This window comes from Pseudomonas flavescens (assembly GCF_013408425.1).
Classification (GTDB): Bacteria; Pseudomonadota; Gammaproteobacteria; order Pseudomonadales; family Pseudomonadaceae; genus Aquipseudomonas; species Aquipseudomonas fulva_A.
On record NZ_JACBYV010000001.1, the window covers coordinates 4,140,232 to 4,162,774 of the forward strand.

At 63.9% G+C, this 22,543-nt stretch carries 20 protein-coding genes; 15 read left to right on the forward strand and 5 right to left on the reverse strand.

All coding sequences use genetic code 11. The features are described 5' to 3' along the window. The first annotated feature begins 6 nt into the window (after nt 1-6). The 4 genes from uca to urtB all read left to right on the forward strand — a co-directional run bounded on the left by uca (nt 7) and on the right by urtB (nt 7,389). Nucleotides 7-3,633, forward strand: coding sequence for an urea carboxylase (uca, locus tag FHR27_RS18625; RefSeq protein WP_179539264.1), 3,627 nt, complete (start codon nt 7-9; stop codon nt 3,631-3,633). Between the two features lies 1 nt (nt 3,634). Next, complete coding sequence (locus FHR27_RS18630; RefSeq protein ID WP_042555070.1) at nt 3,635-4,357, forward strand: GntR family transcriptional regulator; 723 nt, start codon at nt 3,635-3,637, stop codon at nt 4,355-4,357. A 61-nt stretch (nt 4,358-4,418) separates the two neighbouring features. After that, entirely contained in the window at nt 4,419-5,684 is a 1,266-nt protein-coding gene (gene urtA, locus FHR27_RS18635; RefSeq protein ID WP_042555069.1) for an urea ABC transporter substrate-binding protein, read from the forward strand. A gap of 133 nt (nt 5,685-5,817) precedes the next feature. Beyond that, nucleotides 5,818-7,389 (forward strand): urea ABC transporter permease subunit UrtB, encoded by a 1,572-nt coding sequence (urtB, locus tag FHR27_RS18640; RefSeq protein WP_179539265.1) that lies wholly within the window; start codon nt 5,818-5,820, stop codon nt 7,387-7,389. On the opposite strand, the gene FHR27_RS18645 is transcribed toward urtB, so the two are convergent. After that, nucleotides 7,338-7,967 (reverse strand): hypothetical protein, encoded by a 630-nt coding sequence (locus tag FHR27_RS18645; RefSeq protein ID WP_179539266.1) that lies wholly within the window; start codon nt 7,965-7,967, stop codon nt 7,338-7,340. The genes urtB and FHR27_RS18645 overlap by 52 nt on opposite strands. Nucleotides 7,968-8,005: 38 nt before the next feature. Between FHR27_RS18645 and urtC the strand changes: the two genes are divergently transcribed. The 6 genes from urtC (at nt 8,006) to FHR27_RS18675 (ending at nt 12,920) form a co-directional block, all read left to right on the forward strand. Continuing rightward, nucleotides 8,006-9,094, forward strand: coding sequence for an urea ABC transporter permease subunit UrtC (urtC, locus tag FHR27_RS18650; protein ID WP_179539267.1), 1,089 nt, complete (start codon nt 8,006-8,008; stop codon nt 9,092-9,094). After that, nucleotides 9,091-9,930, forward strand: a complete 840-nt coding sequence (urtD, locus tag FHR27_RS18655) for an urea ABC transporter ATP-binding protein UrtD (protein ID WP_042553851.1) — start codon at nt 9,091-9,093, stop codon at nt 9,928-9,930. Before urtC ends, urtD begins: the two co-directional genes overlap by 4 nt. A gap of 150 nt (nt 9,931-10,080) precedes the next feature. Then, nucleotides 10,081-10,779, forward strand: a complete 699-nt coding sequence (urtE, locus tag FHR27_RS18660; RefSeq protein ID WP_179539268.1) for an urea ABC transporter ATP-binding subunit UrtE — start codon at nt 10,081-10,083, stop codon at nt 10,777-10,779. Nucleotides 10,780-11,065: 286 nt separating this feature from the next. Continuing rightward, on the forward strand, nt 11,066-11,827 hold the full coding sequence (locus FHR27_RS18665) for an SDR family NAD(P)-dependent oxidoreductase (protein WP_042553849.1): 762 nt from the start codon (nt 11,066-11,068) through the stop codon (nt 11,825-11,827). Nucleotides 11,828-11,874: 47 nt separating this feature from the next. Then, the gene (locus FHR27_RS18670) at nt 11,875-12,393 is read left to right on the forward strand and encodes a GNAT family N-acetyltransferase (RefSeq protein ID WP_179539269.1); all 519 of its coding nucleotides are present in this window, start codon (nt 11,875-11,877) and stop codon (nt 12,391-12,393) included. Continuing rightward, nucleotides 12,390-12,920: a GNAT family N-acetyltransferase gene (locus FHR27_RS18675; protein WP_179539270.1), complete on the forward strand. Its 531-nt coding sequence runs from the start codon at nt 12,390-12,392 to the stop codon at nt 12,918-12,920. Before FHR27_RS18670 ends, FHR27_RS18675 begins: the two co-directional genes overlap by 4 nt. Here FHR27_RS18675 and FHR27_RS18680 read toward each other — a convergent pair whose 3' ends face one another. The 3 genes from FHR27_RS18680 to FHR27_RS18690 all read right to left on the reverse strand — a co-directional run bounded on the left by FHR27_RS18680 (nt 12,921) and on the right by FHR27_RS18690 (nt 15,143). Beyond that, the gene (locus FHR27_RS18680) at nt 12,921-13,187 is read right to left on the reverse strand and encodes a DksA/TraR family C4-type zinc finger protein (protein ID WP_042553846.1); all 267 of its coding nucleotides are present in this window, start codon (nt 13,185-13,187) and stop codon (nt 12,921-12,923) included. It abuts the gene before it with no gap. A 132-nt stretch (nt 13,188-13,319) separates the two neighbouring features. Then, nucleotides 13,320-14,183, reverse strand: coding sequence for an isocitrate lyase/PEP mutase family protein (locus FHR27_RS18685; RefSeq protein WP_042553856.1), 864 nt, complete (start codon nt 14,181-14,183; stop codon nt 13,320-13,322). Nucleotides 14,184-14,387: 204 nt separating this feature from the next. After that, nucleotides 14,388-15,143, reverse strand: coding sequence for a substrate-binding periplasmic protein (locus tag FHR27_RS18690; RefSeq protein WP_042553845.1), 756 nt, complete (start codon nt 15,141-15,143; stop codon nt 14,388-14,390). Nucleotides 15,144-15,431: 288 nt separating this feature from the next. Here FHR27_RS18690 and FHR27_RS18695 point away from each other — a divergent pair, with 288 nt between their 5' ends. From FHR27_RS18695 to FHR27_RS18715, 5 genes are all read left to right on the forward strand, one after another. Next, on the forward strand, nt 15,432-16,160 hold the full coding sequence (locus FHR27_RS18695; protein WP_179539271.1) for a VC0807 family protein: 729 nt from the start codon (nt 15,432-15,434) through the stop codon (nt 16,158-16,160). 12 nt (nt 16,161-16,172) lie between these two features. Next, complete coding sequence (locus FHR27_RS18700; RefSeq protein ID WP_179539272.1) at nt 16,173-16,613, forward strand: YqaA family protein; 441 nt, start codon at nt 16,173-16,175, stop codon at nt 16,611-16,613. A 210-nt stretch (nt 16,614-16,823) separates the two neighbouring features. Then, nucleotides 16,824-17,777 (forward strand): lysylphosphatidylglycerol synthase transmembrane domain-containing protein, encoded by a 954-nt coding sequence (locus FHR27_RS18705; protein WP_042553842.1) that lies wholly within the window; start codon nt 16,824-16,826, stop codon nt 17,775-17,777. Nucleotides 17,778-18,008: 231 nt separating this feature from the next. Continuing rightward, entirely contained in the window at nt 18,009-19,274 is a 1,266-nt protein-coding gene (locus FHR27_RS18710; protein ID WP_179539273.1) for an Hsp70 family protein, read from the forward strand. A gap of 71 nt (nt 19,275-19,345) precedes the next feature. Continuing rightward, nucleotides 19,346-20,071, forward strand: coding sequence for a class I SAM-dependent methyltransferase (locus FHR27_RS18715; protein ID WP_179539274.1), 726 nt, complete (start codon nt 19,346-19,348; stop codon nt 20,069-20,071). Between the two features lie 131 nt (nt 20,072-20,202). On the opposite strand, the gene FHR27_RS18720 is transcribed toward FHR27_RS18715, so the two are convergent. Next, complete coding sequence (locus tag FHR27_RS18720; protein WP_042553855.1) at nt 20,203-22,515, reverse strand: YgiQ family radical SAM protein; 2,313 nt, start codon at nt 22,513-22,515, stop codon at nt 20,203-20,205. Between the last annotated feature and the right edge of the window lie 28 nt (nt 22,516-22,543).

Consider the following 22,543-nt stretch of genomic DNA (forward strand, 5'->3'; position numbering starts at 1 on the left):
ACCACCATGTTTGAAACAGTCCTGATCGCCAACCGTGGCGAGATCGCCGTCCGCGCCATCCGCACCCTCAAGCGTCTCGGCGTGAAGAGCGTGGCGGTGTATTCGGACGCCGACCGCAATGCCCAGCATGTACGTGATGCCGACGTGGCCGTGGCGCTGGGCGGTGACAAGGCCGCCGACAGCTACCTGCGTATCGACAAGATTCTCGCTGCCGCCAAGGAAACTGGCGCCCAGGCGATCTATCCCGGTTATGGCTTCCTCTCGGAAAGCGCCGAATTCGCCGAGGCCTGTGAAAACGCGGGCATCGCCTTCGTCGGCCCGACGCCGACGCAGATCCGCGAGTTCGGCCTCAAGCACCGGGCTCGCGAGCTGGCCGCCGACGCGCAGGTGCCGATGGCGCCCGGCACCGGCCTGCTGCAGAGCCTCGACGAAGCCCTGGCGGCCGCCGAAGGCATCGGCTACCCGGTGATGCTCAAGACCACCGCGGGCGGCGGCGGTATCGGCCTGACCCGCTGCGCCGACGCCGTGGCCCTGGCCAGCGCCTATGACGGTGTCAAGCGCATGGGCGAGCAGTTCTTCAGTGATTCGGGGGTATTCCTCGAGCGCTTCGTCGACCAGGCGCGTCATGTCGAAGTGCAGATATTCGGTGATGGCAAAGGCCGCGTGGCAGCCCTGGGAGAGCGCGACTGCTCGCTGCAGCGGCGCAACCAGAAGGTGGTCGAGGAAACCCCGGCACCGAACCTGCCGCAAGCCACCCGCGAGCGCCTGCATGCCGCTGCTGTCGAGCTGGGCGAGTCGGTGAGCTACCGCAGTGCCGGCACCGTGGAGTTCATCTACGACGCCGCTCGCGACGATTTCTACTTTCTCGAAGTGAACACCCGCCTGCAGGTCGAGCACCCGGTGACCGAGATGGTCACCGGCCTGGATCTCATCGAGTGCATGCTGCGCGTGGCCGCAGGCGACGAGCTGGACTGGGTCGCTCTGAGCCGCGCCCCGCAAGGTGCGGCCATCGAAGTGCGCATCTATGCCGAAGACCCGCTGAAGAACTTCCAGCCCAGCCCGGGCGTGCTGACCGACGTGCACTTCCCGGACGACGTCCGTGTCGATGGCTGGGTCAGTACCGGTAGCGAAGTGTCGGCCTTCTACGACCCGATGATCGCCAAACTGATCGTCCACGCCGCCACGCGCGACGAGGCCATTGCCAAGCTACAGAAAGCGCTGGGCGAAACCCGTCTGCACGGTATCGCCAGCAACCTCGACTACCTGCGCCAGGTAGTTGCCGAGCCGCGCTTCCACGCCGCACAGATCTGGACCCGCCTGCTCGACACCTTCAGCTACGCGGCGCAGGTGGTCGAAGTGCTGGAGCCCGGCACTTACAGCAGCGTGCAGGATTTCCCCGGTCGCCTCGGCTACTGGGACATCGGCGTACCGCCATCCGGGCCGATGGACGACTACGCGTTCCGCCTGGCCAACCGCATCGTCGGCAACCACCAGAGCGCTGCCGGGCTGGAGTTCACCCTGCAGGGCCCGAGCCTGCGCTTCCACAGCGATGCGCTGATCGCCCTGGCCGGTGCTGACTGCCCGGCCGAGCTGGATGGTGAGAGCGTGCCCTATTGGGCGCCAATCGCCATCAAGGCAGGTCAAGTGCTCAAGCTCGGCCGCGCGCAAAGTGGCTGCCGTACTTACCTCGCCGTGCGCGGCGGCTTCGATGTGCCCGTGTACCTGGGCAGCCGCTCGACCTTCGCCCTCGGCGAATTCGGCGGCCATGCCGGGCGCACCCTGCGCACCGCCGACATGCTGGCCATCTCCCAGGACTTGCCCGCCTGCACCACGCCGGCGCCGGTCAGCGAGCCCCAGGCGCTGGATACCAGTCTGGTTCCCGAGTACGGCACGACCTGGAACATCGGTGTGCTCTATGGCCCCCACGGTGCGCCGGACTTCTTCACGCTCGAAACGATCGAGCAGTTCTTCGCCGCCGACTGGCAGGTGCACTACAACTCCAACCGCCTGGGCGTGCGCCTCTCCGGGCCGAAGCCGAGCTGGACCCGCGCCGACGGCGGCGAAGCCGGCCTGCATCCGTCCAACGTGCATGACTGCGAATACGCCATCGGCGCGATCAACTTCACCGGCGACTTCCCGGTGATTCTCACCAAGGACGGCCCGAGCCTTGGCGGTTTCGTCTGCCCGGTGACCATCGCCAAGGCCGAGCTGTGGAAAGTCGGCCAGGTCAAGCCAGGCGACACCCTGCGTTTTCATCCGATCAGCTTCGAGCAGGCTCAGGCGCTGGAGCAGGCGCAACTGGGCAGCCTCGAACGGCTCAGCGCGGTCAGCGCCTTACAGTTGCCGGCGCCCAGCCTGCAGCCGGGCGACACCGTATCGGCCACCGTGCTGGCCGAGCTGCCAGCCGATGGCAGCCGCCCGCGCGCGGTCTACCGCCAGGCTGGCGATGCCTACATCCTGCTCGAATACGGCGACAACGTGCTCGACCTGGCGCTGCGTCTGCGTGTGCACCTGCTGATGGAAGCGCTCAAGGCGACTCCGCTCACCGGTCTGGAAGAGCTGGCGCCGGGCGTCCGCTCGTTGCAACTGCGTTACGACAGCCGCGTACTGCATCAACAGGCGCTGCTCGATCACCTGCTGCGCCTCGAGCGCGAGCTGGGTGATGTCAGCACGCTCAAGGTGCCGACCCGCATCGTTCACCTGCCGATGGCCTTCGAAGACAGCGCCACCCTCGCTGCCGTCACCCGTTACAGCGAGACCGTGCGCAGCCAGGCCCCGTGGCTGCCGAACAACGTCGACTTCATCCAGCGCGCCAATGGCCTGGCCAGCCGCGAGGACGTGCGCGACATCCTCTTCGAGGCCAGCTACCTGATCCTCGGCCTCGGCGACGTCTACCTCGACGCGCCCTGCGCCGTGCCGCTCGACCCGCGCCACCGGCTGCTCAGCTCCAAGTACAACCCGGCACGTACCTACACCGCCGAAGGCACCGTGGGTATCGGCGGCATGTACATGTGCATCTACGGCATGGACTCGCCCGGCGGCTACCAGCTGGTCGGCCGTACCCTGCCGATCTGGAACAAGTTCGTGAAGAACCCCCAGTTCGCCAACGGCCAGCCGTGGCTGCTGCACTTCTTCGATCAGGTGCGTTTCTACCCGGTCAGCGAAGCCGAGCTGGATGAATTCCGCGACGCCTTCCGTGAAGGCCGCGCGCAAATCCGTATCGAGCAGAGCACCTTCGATTTCGCCGAATACCAGCGCTTCCTGGCCGACAACGCCAGCAGCATCGCCAGCTTCCAGAAACTGCAGAAGCAGGCCTTCAACGCCGAAGTGCAGCTGTGGCGCGACGACGACGCCGACAGCCACGCCGCGCCCGTTGCCAGCAGCGAGGAGGACGAAGCCGTCGATGGTCAGGTGGTCAGCGCCGACATGTGCGGCAGCGTCTGGAAGGTACTGGTCGAGCCTGGCCAGTATGTCGAAGCCGGTACGCCGTTGCTGGTGGTCGAGGCGATGAAGATGGAGCTGGCCGTGCTCGCGCCGGCAGCGGGAACGGTCAAGGCCGTGCGCTGCCAGCCGGGCAAGGCGGTCACCCCGGGCGACGTGCTGCTGATCCTCGACCCGAGCGAGGCGGCCTGACATGCAACTGGTCGACCCGATCAAGCGCGGCAAGGAGCGTCCGGAGAACCTCGCAGAGCGTATCTACGGGCAGCTCAAGGACGACATTTCCGAGTTCCGCCTGCTGCCGGGCGATCGTTTCAGCGAAGGTGAGGTGGCCGAGCGCATGGCCGCCAGCCGCACACCGGTGCGCCAGGCGCTCTATCGCCTGGAGCGCGAGGGTTACCTGGAGGTGTATTTCCGCAGCGGCTGGCAGGTCAAGCCGTTCGACTTCCATCATTTCGAAGAGCTCTACGACGTGCGCATCGTGCTCGAGCTGGCGGCAGTTCGGCGTCTGTGCGACCGCCCGGCGGGTGAAACGCCAGAACAATTGGAAGAACTGCGCCACATCTGGACGGCACCGCCCGAGCAACGCCCGCCAGAAGGCCGCGAAGTGTCGCTGCTCGACGAACGCTTCCACTGCCAGCTGGTGGAGGCCACCGGCAACCGCGAGATGGCTCGCCTGCACCGCGAAATCAGCGAAAAGATTCGTATCGTCCGTCGCCTGGACTTCACCAAAACGCCTCGGGTGGAAGCCACCTACGAAGAGCACGCACGCATCCTCGGCGCGATCCTGTCGCGTCGTTGCGAAGAAGCACAGCTGTTGCTGAAGACCCACATAGAGGTCAGCAAGGCGGAAGTGCGCAAGATCACCCTGCACATGCTGCACAACGCCCGCGAGCGGGCCGTACAGGCGCAGGGCTGATGTGGTGTCCCTTGATCCACTGCCAACAACATAAAACTCGTCAGTCAATGGAGATCGTCCTATGCAACGTCGCAGCCTGATCAAGGCCTTCACCCTTTCCGCGTCCATCGTCGCCATGGGCCTGAGCTGGAGCATCCAGGCCGCCGAGACCATCAAGGTCGGCGTCCTGCACTCGCTGTCCGGCACCATGGCCATTTCGGAAACCTCGCTCAAAGACATGGCGCTGATGACCATCGACGAGATCAACGCCAAGGGCGGTGTGCTCGGCAAGCAGCTCGAAGCGGTGGTGGTCGACCCGGCCTCCAACTGGCCGCTGTTCGCCGAGCGTGGCCGTCAGTTGCTGACCCAGGACAAGGTCGCGGTGACTTTCGGCTGCTGGACGTCGGTATCGCGTAAATCGGTGCTGCCGGTCTATGAAGAACTCAATGGCCTGCTGTTCTACCCCGTGCAGTACGAAGGCGAAGAAATGTCGCCGAACGTGTTCTACACCGGCGCCGCGCCGAACCAGCAGGCGATCCCGGCGGTGGAATACCTGCTCAGCGAAGACGGCGGCGCCGCCAAGCGTTTCTTCCTGCTCGGCACCGACTACGTCTACCCGCGCACCACCAACAAGATCCTGCGCGCCTTCCTGCACAGCAAGGGCGTTCAGGACAAGGACATCGAAGAGGTCTACACGCCGTTCGGCCACAGCGATTACCAGACCATCGTCGCCAACATCAAGAAGTTCTCCGCCGGCGGCAAGACCGCGGTGGTTTCCACCGTCAACGGTGACTCCAACGTGCCGTTCTACAAGGAACTGGCCAACCAGGGTATCGAAGCCACCGACGTACCGGTGGTGGCCTTCTCGGTAGGTGAAGAAGAACTGCGCGGTATCGACACCAAGCCGCTGGTCGGCCACCTGGCCGCATGGAACTACTTCCAGTCGGTGGAGAACCCGGTCAACGAGAAATTCGTCGCCGACTGGAAAGCCTACGCCAAGGCCAAGAAGCTGCCGAACGCCGACACCGTGGTCACCAACGACCCGATGGAAGCCACCTACGTGGGCATTCACATGTGGGCCCAGGCCGTCGAAAAGGCCGGCACCACCGACGTCGACAAGGTGCGTGCCGCCATGGCCGGCCAGGAGTTCGCCGCACCGAGCGGTTTCACCCTGAAGATGGACGAGAAGAATCACCACCTGCACAAGCCGGTGATGATCGGCGAAGTCCAGGACGACGGTCAGTTCTCCGTGGTCTGGGAAACCGACGGCCCGGTTCGCGCCCAGCCGTGGAGCCCGTACATCGAAGGCAACGACAAGAAAAGCGACACCCCGGTGAAGTCGAACTGATCCGACGCGTCAGCTATCAGTAGGAGCCAGCTTGCTGGCGATCGATCTTCAGAGCGACTCACTACTCAAGAGCGATCGCTGGCAAGCCAGCTCCTACGTTCCCCGGTTTTATCGGGCAACCTAGGACATCCCCATGCACAACACCTTTGTCCGACTATTTCTAGGCCTGCTGCTCCTGCTGCCGTTCGTCGCTCAGGCGGGCGAGGCCGACGATTTCGTCGCCGCCAGCCCGGCACAGCAGGCAAAGCTGCTGGAAAGTTGGGCCGCCATGCCCGACCCGAAGCGCCAGCCGCTGCTCGATGCACTGCAGCAGGGCCGCGTGGCTGCGGATAGCGAAAAGACCGCGTTCATCGAAACCAGCGACGGCTACCAGGCTGCCGAGGGTGAAGCATCCCCTGTGGACAACCCGCGCAAATTGCGCCTGAACAATCGCCTGCGTGGCCTGATCGCCAACGCCCAGGCCAGCCATCAGTTGCTTGCCGAAGAGCCGGCACAGCGGCTGAGTGCTGCAGTGCAGTTGCAGAAGAGCGCCCAGCCGGCACAGTTGCCCCTGCTCGCCCAGACGCTGGACCGCGAGGACGACGACGTGATTCGCGACGCCCTGACCCTGGCCCTGGCCAACCTGCAACTGGTCGACGCCAACCCTGCGGTGCGCCTCGCTGCCGTGCGCCTGCTCGGTGAAACCGGCGAGCCGCTGGCCCGTACCCGCCTGGAAAATCTGCTGGAGCCCGGCGTGGAAAGCGACGCAGCCGTGCGCACCGCCGCCGAAACCAGCCTGGCTCAGGTCAAGCGCAAGCTGCTGATCGGCGAGCTGCTCGGCCAGGCATTCAGTGGCATGAGCCTGGGATCGATTCTGTTGCTCGCCGCGCTTGGGCTGGCCATCACCTTCGGCCTGCTCGGGGTGATCAACATGGCCCACGGCGAGATGCTGATGCTCGGTGCCTATTCCACCTACATGGTGCAGATCCTCTTCCAGCGCTTCGCTCCCGAAGCCCTGGCGCTTTACCCGCTGGTGGCACTGCCGGTGGCTTTCTGCGTGACCGCCATCATCGGCATGGCGCTGGAGCGCACGGTGATTCGTCACCTCTACGGCCGTCCACTGGAAACCCTGCTCGCCACCTGGGGCATCAGCCTGATCCTGATCCAGCTGGTGCGCGTGCTGTTCGGTGCGCAGAACGTCGAGGTGGCTAACCCCTACTGGCTGTCCGGCGGCATCCAGGTGCTGCCCAACCTGGTGCTGCCGTACAACCGCATCGTGATCATCGGCTTCGCCCTGGCCGTGGTGGTGCTGACCTGGTTGCTGCTGAACAAGACCCGCCTGGGGCTCAACGTGCGCGCCGTCACCCAGAACCGCAACATGGCCGCCTGCTGCGGCGTACCCACCGGCCGAGTGGACATGATGGCCTTCGGTCTCGGCTCGGGTATCGCCGGCCTGGGCGGCGTGGCCCTCAGCCAGATCGGCAACGTCGGCCCGGATCTCGGCCAGAGCTACATCATCGATTCCTTCCTGGTGGTGGTACTCGGTGGCGTCGGCCAACTGGCCGGCAGCGTCATGGCGGCCTTCGGCCTGGGCATCGCCAACAAGATCCTGGAACCACAGATCGGCGCCGTGCTCGGCAAGATCCTCATCCTCGCGCTGATCATTCTGTTCATTCAGAAACGTCCGCAAGGCTTGTTCGCCCTGAAAGGGAGGGTGATCGATTGAGCACCATGACCTTCTGCACCGTGGGCGGCGGCCAAGCCAGCGGCATCCCCACCATCGTTCGCGCGCATGGCGCGCTCCCACAGGCCGGCAGCACGCACTTGAACAACCTGGCGCGCCCTGAGGGAGCTGGCCATGCCAGCGACTGCGTCACCGCAATCGTTCGCGCGCATGGCGCGCTCCCACAGGCTGGCAGCACGTACTTGAACAACCCAGCGCGCCCTGAGGGAGCTGGCCATGTCAGCGGCTGCATCCCCACCATCGTTCGCGCGCATGGCGCGCTCCCACAGGTCGGCAGCACGCACTTGGACAACCTGGCGCGCCCTGTGGGAGCTGGCCATGCCAGCGACTGCATCCCCACCATCGTTCGCGCGCATGGCGCGCTCCCACAGGTCGGCAGCACGCACTTGGACAACCTGGCGCGCCCTGTGGGAGCTGGCCATGCCAGCGACTGCATCCCCACCATCGTTCGCGCGCATGGCGCGCTCCCACAGGTCGGCAGCACGCACTTGGACAACCTGGCGCGCCCTGTGGGAGCTGGCCATGCCAGCGACTGCATCCCCACCATCGTTCGCGCTCATGGCGCGCTCCCACAGGTCGGCTTACAGGGGATTCACCAATGAACGCCGCCAACCAAACGCTACTGGCCCGCGCCAGCCATAAGCTTGGCCCGCAGGTGTCGCTGGCCCTCGGCCTGCTGGTGCTCGTCGTGCTGCTCGCCATGCCGCTGCTGCACCTGCTGCCCGGTGAGCATGCCCTGCACGTCTCGGCTTACACGCTGACCCTGGTCGGCAAGATTCTCTGCTACTGCATCGTCGCCCTGGCGCTCGATCTGGTCTGGGGCTACGCCGGCCTGCTATCCCTCGGTCACGGCCTGTTCTTTGCCCTCGGCGGCTATGCCATGGGCATGTACCTGATGCGCGAAGCCGCTGGCGACGGCCTGCCGGCGTTCATGAGCTTCCTCGCCTGGACCGAGTTGCCCTGGTACTGGTACGGCACCGACAACTTCCTCTGGGCCATGTGCCTGGTGGTGCTGGCGCCTGGGCTGCTGGCCCTGGTGTTCGGGTTCTTCGCCTTTCGCTCGCGGATCAAGGGCGTGTATTTCTCGATCATGACCCAGGCACTGACCTTCGCCGGCATGCTGCTGTTCTTTCGCAACGAGACCGGCTTTGGCGGCAACAACGGCTTCACCAACTTCCGCAGCATCCTCGGTTTCGAGATCACCGCAGCGAGCACCCGTGCCACGCTGTTCTTTCTGACCGTCGTGTTGCTGGTCAGCAGCCTGTATCTGGGCTGGCGCCTGGCGCGCAGCAAGTTCGGCCGGGTGCTGACCGCCCTGCGCGATGCCGAGAACCGCCTGATGTTCTGCGGCTACGATCCGCGCGGCTACAAGCTGTTCATCTGGGTGCTGAGCGCCGTGCTCTGCGGCCTGGCCGGTGCGCTGTACGTGCCTCAGGTGGGCATCATCAACCCCAGCGAAATGGCTCCGACGCAATCCATCGAGGCCGCCGTGTGGGTAGCGCTCGGCGGGCGTGGCACGCTGATCGGCCCCCTGCTCGGCGCGGGCCTGGTCAACGGCATGAAGAGCTGGTTCACCGTGGCCTTCCCCGAGTACTGGCTGTTCGCTCTCGGCGCGCTGTTCATCGTGGTCACCCTGTTTCTGCCCAAGGGTGTAATCGGCCTGCTCAAACGTGGGGACAAGTCATGAGAAGTGCACCGATTCCGGAAATGCTGATCGACCCGGCAGGCAGCAGCCGCGACGCCATCGGCCTGGGCCAGAGTGCGGGCAGTGGCCTGAACACGCGCCATGGCACCATCCTGACGCTGGAGGACATCAACGTGTCCTTCGACGGCTTCAAGGCGCTGACCGACCTGACGCTGTACATCGGCGTCGGCGAACTGCGCTGCATCATCGGCCCCAACGGCGCCGGCAAGACCACCCTGATGGACGTGATCACCGGCAAGACCCGGCCCAACAGTGGCGTCGCCTACTTCGGCGAAACCTTCGACCTGACGCAGATGAGCGAAGTGCAGATCGCCCAGGCCGGGATCGGTCGCAAGTTCCAGAAGCCAACGGTTTTCGAGGCGCTGAGCGTGTTCGAAAACCTCGAACTGGCACAGAAGACCGACAAGTCCGTATGGGCCAGCCTGCGCGCCAGACTCAGCGGCGAGCAGCGCGACCGTATCGACGAGGTGCTCGCCACCATCCGGCTCGACGCCTCGCGCCAGCGCCCGGCAGGCTTGCTGTCCCATGGCCAGAAGCAGTTTCTCGAGATCGGCATGCTGCTGGTGCAGGATCCGCAGTTACTGCTGCTCGACGAACCCGTGGCCGGCATGACCGACGCGGAAACCGAATTCACCGCCGAGCTGTTCAAGTCCCTGGCACGCAAGCACTCGCTGATGGTGGTCGAGCACGACATGGGCTTCGTCGGCACCATCGCCGACCACGTCACCGTGCTGCACCAGGGCCGCGTGCTGGCCGAAGGCTCGCTCGACGCCGTGCAGGCCAACGAACGGGTGATCGAGGTTTATCTGGGCCGCTGAGTCGTCGCCCGCAGACAGCGGGAACGACCATGATGGGTAGGAGCCGGCTTGCCGGCGATGCTAGATGTGCCGGCCTCTTCGCTGGCAAGCCAGCTCCTACAGGGAAATGAGTTGCTCACGCAGAGCGTGGGAACGATCAAGGGGTAAGCCATGCTGCAAGTCCAACAGCTACACCAGTACTACGGCGGCAGCCACATCCTGCGCGGCCTGTCTTTCGACGTGAAGGTCGGCGAGGTTACCTGCCTGCTTGGGCGCAACGGCGTGGGCAAGACCACCCTGCTCAAATGCCTGATGGGCCTGCTGCCGGCCAAGCAGGGCCAGGTCAGTTGGGAAGGCAAGCCGATCACCGGCTTCAAGCCGCACCAGCGGGTGCACGCCGGCATCGCCTACGTGCCCCAGGGCCGCGAAATCTTCGGCCGCCTGACCGTCGAGGAAAACCTGCTGATGGGCCTGTCGCGCTTTCCCGGCAGCCAGGCCAAGGAGGTTCCGGCCTTCATCTACGAGCTGTTCCCCGTGCTGCTGGAAATGAAACACCGCCGCGGCGGCGACCTGTCCGGCGGCCAGCAGCAACAGCTGGCCATCGGCCGTGCCCTGGCCAGCCAGCCACGCTTGCTGATCCTCGACGAACCCACGGAAGGCATCCAGCCCTCGGTGATCAAGGAAATCGGCGTGGTGATCAAGAAGCTCGCCGCCCGTGGCGACATGGCCATTCTGCTGGTCGAGCAGTTCTACGATTTCGCTGCCGAACTGGCCGACCAGTACCTGGTGATGAGCCGTGGCGAAATCGTCCAGCAGGGGCGTGGCGAAACCATGGAAGCGGATGGCGTACGCGGCCTGGTGGCGATCTAGCAGGCGACTGGACACCCGCCCGGGTGCCCCCATCGAGCCGTCGTCAGGACCAGGCAGTGCGGAAAATGCCCGTCACTGTATCTACGCGTCCCCGATCAGGGCGGTTATCCTTGCCGTCCGCCACCACGCGGTCGTCACCTGCGGGCCAACCCGCAGGCGTTCCCGGTGGCGATGATGCGCGTCGACGAGCCTACCTCGGCACTCGATCAGGAGCTGGACAGTCGCCACGCGGCAGAACCCTGCACCGGCTCAGCGATTCTCACTGACGACAGACAAGAGGCAGAACATGACCAAGGTAGTTTTCATCACCGGTGCCACTTCCGGTTTCGGCCGCGCCACCGCTCGCCGCTTCGCCGAAGCAGGCTGGGGCCTGGTACTCAGCGGCCGTCGCCAGGAGCGCCTGGAAGAACTCAAGGCCGAACTGGAAGCCAAGGTGCCGGTGCATATCGCCACCCTCGACGTGCGTGACGCCACTGCCGTGCAAGCCCTGGTCGACAGCCTGCCTGCACCGTTCGACAAGATCCATGCGCTGATCAACAACGCCGGCCTGGCCCTGGCGCCTGAGGCAGCGCAGAAGGTTGCCCTGCAAGACTGGCACACCATGATCGACACCAACATCACCGGCCTGGTCAACGTTACCCACGCCGTGCTGCCCAAGCTGCTGGAAACCGGCAAGGGTGCCAGCATCATCAACATCGGCTCGGTGGCCGGCGAATGGCCCTACCCGGGTGGCCACGTGTATGGCGCCAGCAAGGCGTTCGTCAAACAGTTCAGCTTCAACCTGCGCTGTGACCTGGTTTCCACCGGCGTACGCGTCACCGACATCGCCCCCGGCATGGCTGAAACCGAGTTCACCCTGGTACGCACCAAGGGCAACCAGGCTGCCTCCGATGCGCTGTACAGCACCACCACGCCGTTGAGCGCGGAAGATATCGCCGAGCAGATTTTCTACGTTGCCACCCTGCCCGCCCATATCAACATCAACCGCCTGGAAATCATGCCCAGCCGTCAGGCCTGGGGGCCGTTCGCCGTCGACCGCGACAAGTAACCTGATCCGGGGCCAATCCACTGGCCCCACTCGACAAGAGACACACCATGCCTGCCGTTATCCGTGATGCCATTGCCGGCGACCTGCCCGCAATCCTCGCCATCTACAACGATGCCGTGCTCAACACCACCGCCATCTGGAACGAACGTCCCGTGGACCTGGCCAACCGCCAGGCCTGGTTCGACGCCCGGGCGGTTCAGGGCTATCCGATTCTGGTGGCGGTCAACGAGGCAGAGGAGGTGCTGGGTTACGCGTCGTTCGGCGACTGGCGGCCGTTCGAAGGTTTCTGCAACACGGTCGAGCATTCCGTCTACGTGCGCAATGACACGCGCGGCCAGGGCCTCGGCCCGCTGCTGATGCAGGCGCTGGTCGAGCGAGCGCGCGAGGTAGGCAAACATGTGATGGTCGCCGCCATCGAAAGCGGCAACGGTGCTTCGGTCCGTCTGCACGAGCGCCTGGGCTTCACCATCACCGGGCAGATGCCGCAGGTCGGCTGCAAATTTGGCCGTTGGCTGGATCTGACCTTCATGCAGTTGATCCTGACGCCACAGCGGAGCACGCCATGACCGTGCAGATCCGCCAGCTCGATCAGAGCGCTTTCGACGACTGCCGGCAAGGCCTGATCGCCCTGCTGCTCGATGCCGTAGCCAACGGTGCGTCGGTGGGTTTTCTTGCCGGTATCGATAGGGAGGAGGCCGATCGCTACTTCGGTGAAGTTCGCCACAGCCTGGGCAGCGGCACCTTGGCGATCTGGGTCGCCGAGGATGAGGGGCAACTGCTGGGTTCGGTGCAACTCAGCCTGTGCCTGAAGCCCAACGGGCTGAATCGTGGCGAAGTGCAGAAGTTGCTGGTGCTGAGCGCCGCTCGGCGCCGAGGCATAGCGCGTTTACTGATGCAGCACCTCGAGGCACACGCGAAGGCCTTGCGGCGTGGTCTGCTCTACCTTGATACCGAGGCCGGCAGTGACGCCGAGAATCTCTATCGCGCACTTGGCTATACCTGTATCGGCGGCCTGCCGGATTATGCCTGCGGCCCGGACGGCCAGTACCGCGCCAATGCGATCTACTACAAGACCCTCTCTCGCCCCATCTGACTAGCGCAGTTGGCTGTCCTTGCTGCCGCGGCGATTGAAGCCACCGGCCTTGGCCTGCTCGCTGTCTGCCTGAGCCTGACAGTTGACGCACAGCCGCACACCGGGAACGGCCTTGCGTCGCGCTTCGGGAATCGGCGCATCGCATTCTTCGCAGTGGCGAAGGCTTTCACCTGTGGGTAACTGACTGCGCGCGCGCTGCACGGCGTCTTCGATGGTGCTGTCGATCTGTTCCTGCACGGCGCCGTCTTGCGCCCAACCGGTGGCCATATCGCTCTCCCGAAAAGAATACCGCTGACCGGAAGATAGGAGCGTGCAGACGCGATTGGCAAGGGGCAGCCGACGGCGGACTAATCGGCTCGCGTTGCGCGGCCGCTGTCCGGCGTGGCGGGTGAAGCGGGGTTATTCCTTGACGTTCATGAACTCGTCGGCCCAGGCCACGTAATCTTCGGGCTGGGTGTACTTGTGCGACAGCTCGGAAGCGCTGAGGTCACTGGCAGTGGCTTCGCGCTGCTCACGCAGGCAATCGTAGGTCGCCTTGATGGCCGCGAAATAGGCGGCATGACCGTTGACCACGATACGTACACCCAGCTTGGCCAGGCGCGCGTTGTCACGCAGTTTGGGGTTGCCGTAGGTCACCAGCATCAACGGCACGCTGAGGTGTTCGGCGATCTTTTCCAGGTGCTCGAAGTCCTCGACACCCACCATGCAGATGCCATCGGCGCCCGCCTTCTGATAGGCAACGGTGCGTTTGATCACTTCATCGACGCTGAGCACGCCGGCGTTGGTACGGGCGATGATCGCCAGCTCCCGATCGACCCGCGCCTCGAGGGCTGCACGCACCTTGCCGACACCTTCGGCGACGCTGATCAGGTCCGTCGACTTGCGGTTGAATTGCGCGGGCAGCAGGGTGTCTTCGATGGTCAGCGCGGAGATGCCGGCACGCTCCAGTTCGACAACGGTGCGCATCACGTTCAAGGCATTGCCGTAGCCGTGGTCGGCATCGGCGATCACCGGCAGGTTCGATACGCGACCGATGCGGGTGGCCTGCTCGACGAATTCGCTGAGGGTGATGAGGGCGAAATCAGGTGCGGCGAGCACCTGCAGCGAAGCCACAGAACCACCGAGGATACCGACCTCGAAGCCGAGGTCACCAGCGATCCGGGCGGACATCGGGTCGAAGACCGACGCGGTGTGGTAGCAGGCGTCCGAAGCCAGCAGGGCACGGAAGGCGCGCCGCAGTTCATGGTGAGAAGCACGTTGCATGTTCGACATAAGGCATTGTCCAAAACGTCAGATGAATCGGGTGCCCAGCGGCCTTGTTCCGGCCACGTTGAGCGAATTCTCGTGTCTTGCAGCTACCGGCACGGACGCGGAACGACAGCTGCATGGGCTGCCTGCGCGCCAATCGGGGTCTCGGGCCACCGGCCATGGCGGATCCAGCCAGGGAGCAGCAATTATCCCGCCAACTCAGCGCAGGGCCTCGGGCAGCTCTACATCGGGCAGCCACTGGCGGAAAATCGCCGAAAAGCTGCCGTCACGGCGCATTTCCGCCAGCTCGCGCTGCCAGGCAGTGACGATCGCCGGGTCGGTATCCAGGGAGAAGGCGATGTAATACGACGACTCCATGAACACCATCTGCGGCTGCACGTCGGCAGGCGCCAGCTCTGCGGGGGCAAGCATGTCGCGCAGCAGGATGTCCTCCAGCAGGATCAGATTGACCCGCCCATGGGCAAAGATGGTGACCATGGTTTCCGGCGTCGGTACGCCATAAAGGTTCTGCAAACCCTGCTCTTTCAACACCTCGTAGCTGTACCACTGCTTGGGCACGGCCAGCGGGCCGCTGGCGGCGACGTCCTCGATGCTGTCGACCTGCAGGTTGCGCGACTTCAGCGAGTAGAACCGCACCTTGCCGTGCAAAATCGGGCCGACCCACTGAAAACGCTTCTCCCGGTCCGGCGTACGCATCATGGCGAACAGTGCGACATCCGGGTCACGCTGGGCGATGGTGTAGGCACGCGTCCAGGGCATCATCTCGATCTGCGCCTGGGAGCCGGTGCGGGTAATCAGCTCGCGCACCACATCCACACCAAAACCCTGCAGCTCGCCGTCCTGCATGAACGCGGTAGGCGGGCCAGGCTCGGTAAGGATGCGCAGCCCGGCGTTCGCGTGTGCGCAAAGCAGCGACACGAGCAACAGCACACCGTAGCGACGCAACGGGCCCATTTGGCCATCCCCTAAATGCTTCAATAAAATCAGTTGGCCGAGTACCGGAGCCGGTACCACTGGTTTGTCGACGCAAACCTGACGGCGATGACCGTCAATTTTACCGCAGCGCCCGGTTAATTTCAGCTACCACTGCACCCTGGCCTCTACAAGCGGACAAATTGTCTCACTTTGTCTTGAACCCCCTGACGACGCCGAAGGACTTTGTGGTGATTGCGCCGACATTCGGGCTGGCGCCTGAGCCTCAGGCAGGCGATCATCGGGGCTCGTCCACCTGCGCGCAATGACATGACCGATATCACTCAGATGCCCCCCGCGACACACAAACCTCGCCCGTTCATCGATCTGCTGATCAGTATTCTGATCCCCTCGCTGATCCTCATGAAGCTCAGCGGCGAAGCTCGCCTGGGCCCGGATGGCGCACTGGTGCTGGCCCTCGCCTTCCCGCTGTGCTGGGGTGCGTTCGAACTGATCAAGTACCGCAAATTCAACTTCGTCGCCCTGCTCGGCCTGGTCAGCGTGATCCTCACCGGCGGCATCGGTCTGCTGCACCTGGACAACCAGTGGCTGGCGATCAAGGAAGCGGCCATTCCCGGCCTGATCGGCATCGCCGTGCTGGTGTCGACGCGCACCCGCTATCCGTTGATCCGCACACTGCTGTTCAACAAGACGGTGCTCAACGTCGACAAGATTCACGATCGCCTGGAACAGGGCGGTCATACCGAGCGCTTCGAATCGCGTCTGATGCTTGCCACCTACTGGCTCAGCGGCACCTTTTTCTTCTCCTCGGCGATGAACTACATCCTGGCCAAGTGGATCGTCACCAGCCCGGCGGGCAGCGAAGCCTTCAACGACGAGCTGGGCCGCATGACGCTGCTCAGCTACCCGATGATCGCCATCCCGTCGATGATCATGCTGATGGCCATCTTCTACTACCTGTGGCGCACCATTCATGGTCTGACCGGCCTCAAGCTGGAAGAGATCATGGCCAATGCCGAGCAGGACAAGAAGCCCTGACGACGCCTCGCCTTGCTGGACATCTACGCCTACCTGGGACTGTTCACCAGCGCATTCGGTGCAGCGACGCTGCTCCCCTTGCAGTCCGAGGCGGTGCTGGTGGCACTGCTGCTCGGCGGCGCCCAGCCAGTGTGGCTACTGCTGCTGGTGGCCAGTGGGGGCAATGTGCTCGGTTCGCTGGTCAACTGGTGGCTCGGCCGTTATATAGAACGTTTCCGCGGTCGCCGCTGGTTCCCGGTCAGCGACCAACGCCTGCAGCAAGCGCAAAGCTGGTACGGGCGCTATGGGCGCTGGTCACTGCTGCTCAGCTGGCTTCCGGTGGTCGGAGACCCGCTGACCCTGGTGGCGGGCATCATGCGTGAACCGCTGTGGCGTTTCGTGCTTATCGTGACCCTGGCGAAAACCACCCGTTATGCCGTGCTGGCCGCGCTGACACTGGGTTTGAGCAGGTGAAAGGACACACTCGGTAACGGCCTGAAAAACGGTGCCAGTTGAGCAACCGGCCCACCTCCGGGATACTGCGCACCCTGTACACCCACATACTGCCGGGACATCCTCTGGGAAAGGTTCTGAACAATGGGTGCGACAGCTCATCGAATGCAGAGCCGACTGTCCATAGAGACGTGAAACAGGGGATCGCCGTTGCAAGGTACCAAGCCCACGATGAAACGCAGTGACCTGATCTGGACGCTGATCGGGTTGTGCGCCGTGGTCGCGTCCTGCTTCCTGCTCTATCGCGAAGTACGCAATATCTCCCTTGACGAAATTGCCGGTAGCCTCAAGGCGATTCCACACCTGAACTGGATTCTCGCCGCCATCGCCACCCTCGGCGCCTATTCGGCGCTGGCCTGGTACGACCGCATCGCCGTCGCCCATCTGGGCAAGAAGATCTCCTGGCGGTTCATCACCCTGTGCTCGTTCACCACCTATGCCCTGGCTCATAATATCGGCGCCTCGGTGTTTTCCGGTGCGGTAGTGCGCTATCGCGCCTATCGCACCAAGGGTCTCACACCCCATGAAATCGGCATTCTGATCGTCTTCTGCTCCTTCACCTTTGCGCTCGGCACATTGCTGGCCAGCGGCTGCGTGCTGGTGCTGCAGCCGGATCTGATTCACCGTGTACTGGACGTCACGCCGCTGGTATCGGTGGCTGTTGGCGGTTTCCTGCTGCTGCTGGTGGGTCTCTACGTGCTGGGGTCCTGGCTGCAGTTCAAACCCTGGACGTTCGGCAAGCTGCATGTCGAGTATCCACGCCTGCGAATCGTCGGTCGTCAGTTGCTGGCAGGCCCTCTGGAGCTGGCCTGCGCGGCGGCGATCATCTACTTCGCACTGCCCGAGGCCTACAACCCCGGCTATATGGTGGTGCTGGGCGTGTTCCTGGCCTCCTTCTCCCTGGCACTGCTCTCCCACGCCCCGGGCGGCCTGGGCGTACTGGAAGTCAGCTTTCTGGCTGCCATGCCGGAAATTCCGGCGCCGGACGTGCTGGCGGCGCTGATCGTGTTCCGCGGCTTCTATCTGCTGCTGCCGTTCGCGCTGTCGCTGATCGTCGTCCTGGGCTTCGAATGGGGCCAATGGCGCATCCGCCGCGACGGCGTACAAAATCCCCCGTTGCCCTGACGAAGCGGCAGCGCAGCGGCTTCATTCGGCTGGGGTCCATTGACGCTTCACCTATGGCTCTGCGGGTTACGCGAGAAATCTCGCCATGCATCGTTGAAGGACTTGCCAAGGGAACAGCCACTGCCAGCGCCCTCCGCCTAGCTTGGCGAGATTTTTCGCAGCAACGCGGCTCGCGTTGAAGCATCAACAGCCCCTAGAATACGCGGCCGTTTTTTCAGGAGCCGCGCGTCAATGTCCTTTTCAACCCCTGCCCGCGCCTGCGGGATCGACTTCGGCACCTCCAACTCCACCGTTGGCTGGCTGCGCCCGGGCGGCGAAACGCTGATCCCGCTGGAAGACGGCAAGATCACCCTGCCCTCCGTGGTGTTCTTCAACCTCGAAGAGCGCCGCCCGGTCTATGGGCGCCTGGCCCTGCACGAATACCTGGAAGGCTACGAAGGCCGTCTGATGCGCTCGCTGAAGAGCCTGCTCGGCTCCAAGCTGCTGAAAAGCGAAACTGCGGTCATGGGCAGCGCGCTGCCGTTCAAGGACCTGCTCGGCTTCTTCATCGGCGAGTTGAAGAAACGCGCCGAAGCGGTTGCCGAACGCCCGTTCGACGCCGTGGTGCTGGGCCGCCCGGTATTCTTCGTGGATGACGACCCGCTGGCCGACCAGGAAGCCGAGAACACCCTGACCGCCGTGGCACAGAAGCTGGGCTTCAAGGACGTCTCCTTCCAGTACGAGCCGATCGCCGCAGCCTTCGATTACGAGTCGACCATCAAGCGTGAAGAGCTGGTGCTGATCGTCGATATCGGCGGCGGTACCTCGGACTTCTCCCTGGTGCGACTGGCACCCGAGCGCCGTCAGCTGGCCGAGCGTCAGGAGGACATCCTGGCCACCGGAGGTGTGCATATCGGCGGGACCGACTTCGACAAGCAACTCAGCCTGCAAGGGGTGATGCCGCTGTTCGGTTACGGCAGCCGGATGAAGAGCGACGCGCCGATGCCCACCAGCATGCACCTCAACCTGGCGACCTGGCACACCATCAACATGGTCTACTCGGCCGCGTCGCAACGGGCACTGCAGAACATGCGCTACGACATCGTCGACCCGACCGGCATCGATCGCCTGTTCCGCCTGATCGAGCAGCGCGCCGGCCACTGGCTGGCCATGCAGGTGGAGGACAGCAAGATCGCCCTGACCGAGCAGCGTCAGCATCCCATCGACCTGCAGCGTATCGAGGCAGGGCTGATCGCCGAGCTGACCCGTGAGCTGTTCGAGGACAGCATCGCCGCGCTGCTCGAACGCATCCGCGGCAGTGTTAGCGGGCTGCTCGCCAATGCTGGCGTCGGCCTGGAACAGGTCGATACGGTGTTCTTCACCGGCGGTTCCAGCGGTGTACCGGCGCTGCGTCAGAGCGTGGCTGCACTGCTGCCCAACGCCCGCCACGTTGAAGGCAATACCTTCGGCAGTATCGGCAGCGGGCTGGCCATCGAGGCGAAGAAGCGCTACGGCTGATACCGAACGGATAGGGACAAGGGATCGCGACTACTCTATATTCTCGCGATCTCACTCCATGGACGGCCACCATGCACACCCTAGAACGTATCTACCCGCTGAAAATGGACGAAAGGCTGGCGGCCGACCAGGCGACCCTTGATCTGCATATGCAGCGTTACGAGTTCGCCAGCCGCTCGCTGCAGGGTCAGCGCGTACTCGATATGGCCTGTGGCTGCGGCTACGGCAGTGCACTGCTGGCCGAACAGCACCCGGACAAGCAGATTACCGGCATCGATATCGATCCCGAAGCGATCGCCTACGCCCAGGCCAACTACCAGAAACCCAACCTGCGCTACGTCTGCGCGAACGCGGAGACCTTTGCCGACAGCGAGGGCTTCGACAGCATCGTCAGCCTGGAAACCATCGAACACCTGCCCGATCCGGTTCGCCTGGTAGACAACTACGCCAGCCTGCTGGCCAAGGGCGGCCGCATCATCGCCTCGGTGCCGACCACGCCGACCCTGGATGGCAACCCCCACCACCTCCACGACTTCAGCCCACGCAGCTTCTTCGCGCTGTTCCGCCGCCATGGTCTGAAACCGCGGGAACGCTTCGAGCAGATCCAGCGCTGGGAGTTTTCCGGATTGTTCAAGAAGCCCAAGAAAGCGGCCCGCCAGCACCGCTCGGAAGGCGTCGGCAACGCCGTATTGGCTTACTACCGCAGCCACCCGCTGTACCTCTTCAAGCGGCTGTTCTCGATCCTGCGCTATGGCGCCAGCAACCGCTACCTGACCTGCCGTTTCAGCGTCGACTAGTCAGCGGCAAGTGACGAAAGCGGACGCTCGTCTGCCACTTGCGGGAACGCGCCATGCCCGTGATTTCGCGGGCATGGCGCGCTTGCACGATGGATCGCTGAACGGCGGCTACGGCCTTGAAGCCCACCCGCTTAACGCGGTACCGCAGGCTTCTTGACCGGCTTCTTACCCTTGCCTGCGCCAGCACGCTCGCGCGCGGCCTGCTGATTGCGTGCCTCGGCAGCCGCCTTGGCCTGCTCGCGCTTGTCCCAGGGCTTGCTGCCGTCGCTGCCACGCGGTGGCAGGCCGGTGTGCTGGGTGAGGATGCGCCCACCAGCAGGCTTGCCGCCGCCATTGCCGGCGACCTTCTTGCTACCGGCCGGCGTGGAATTCTTGCGCCGGGCACTCTGGTACTCATCGGCCTTCGGCTGATAGGTCGGGATCAGGTGGTGCTTGCCATCACCGATCAGGTCGGCGCGCCCCATGCGCTGCAGCGCCTCACGCAGCATCGGCCACCCCTTCGGATCGTGATAACGCAAGAACGCCTTGTGCAGGCGGCGCTGCTCCTCGCTCTTGACGATGGTCACGCCGTCACTCTTGTAGGTGACCTTGCGCAGCGGGTTCTTGCCCGAGTGGTACATGGCCGTGGCGGTGGCCATCGGCGACGGGTAGAACGCCTGCACCTGGTCGGCACGGAAACCGTGCTCCTTGAGCCACAGGGCCAGGTTCATCATGTCTTCATCGGTGGTGCCGGGGTGGGCAGCGATGAAGTAAGGAATCAGGTACTGCTCCTTGCCCGCCTCCTTGGAGTACTTCTCGAACATGCGCTTGAACTTGTCATAGCTGCCGATGCCCGGTTTCATCATCTGGTTGAGCGGGCCTTCCTCGGTATGCTCCGGGGCGATCTTCAAGTAACCACCCACGTGGTGGGTGACCAGCTCCTTGACGTACTCCGGCGACTCGACGGCCAGGTCGTAACGCAGGCCCGAAGCGATGAGGATCTTCTTCACCCCCGGCAACGCGCGGGCGCTGCGATAGAGCTGGATCAGCGACGAGTGATCGGTATTCAGGTTCGGGCAGATGCCGGGGAACACGCAGGACGGCTTGCGGCACGCGGATTCGATTTCCGGGCTCTTGCAGGCGATGCGGTACATGTTCGCGGTCGGGCCGCCGAGATCGGAAATGACGCCGGTGAATCCAGGCACCTTGTCGCGGATTTCCTCGATCTCACGAATGATCGATTCTTCCGAGCGGTTCTGGATGATGCGCCCCTCGTGCTCGGTGATCGAGCAGAAGGTGCAGCCACCGAAGCAGCCGCGCATGATGTTCACCGAGAAGCGGATCATGTCGTAGGCCGGAATCTTCTCCTTGCCGTACGCCGGGTGCGGAACGCGCGCATAGGGCATGCCGAACACGTAGTCCATTTCCTCGGTGGTCATCGGAATGGGTGGCGGGTTGAACCATACGTCGATTTCACCGTGCTTCTGCACCAGCGCCCGAGCGTTGCCCGGGTTGGTTTCCAGATGCAGCACACGGTTGGCGTGCGCATAAAGCACCGGGTCGTTACGTACCTTCTCCATGGATGGCAGACGAATCACCGTCTTGTCGCGGGTCATCTTCGGGCTGGCGAGGATCTGCACGACCTTGGCTTCGTTGGGATCCTCGACATTGCCCCTTTCCTGCTCGATGGCGCAGGCCTGGGTGTCCTGAGTGTTGACGTACGGGTTGATGATCTTGTCGACCTTGCCCGGACGGTCGATACGCGTGGAATCGACCTCGTACCAGTCTTTCGGCGTATCGCGGCGAATGAACGCGGTGCCGCGCACGTCGGTGATGTCTTCGACTTTCTGCCCATAGGACAGGCGCTGGGCGACCTCGACGATGGCGCGCTCGGCGTTGCCGTACAGCAGGATATCGGCACTGGCATCGATCAGGATCGAGTTGCGCACCCGGTCCTGCCAGTAATCGTAGTGGGCGATGCGGCGCAACGAGGCCTCGATGCCACCGAGCACGATAGGCACGTGCTTGTACGCTTCCTTGCAGCGCTGGCTGTAGACCAGGCTGGCGCGATCCGGGCGCTTGCCCGCCAGACCGCCAGGCGTGTAGGCATCGTCGGAACGGATTTTCTTGTCCGCGGTGTAACGGTTGATCATCGAGTCCATGTTGCCGGCCGCGACACCAAAGAACAGGTTGGGCTCGCCGAGCTTCATGAAGTCGTCTTTGGACTGCCAGTCGGGCTGGGCGATGATGCCCACACGGAAGCCCTGGGACTCCAGCAGACGGCCAATGATCGCCATCCCGAACGACGGGTGGTCGACATAGGCATCACCGGTAACGATGATGATGTCGCAGGAATCCCAGCCAAGCTGATCCATCTCCTCCCTGCTCATTGGCAGGAAAGGGGCGGGGCCGAAGCACTCGGCCCAGTATTTTGGATAGTCGAACAGCGGCTTGGCGGCTTGCATGGCGATGACCGATTTATTCAGGAATTTC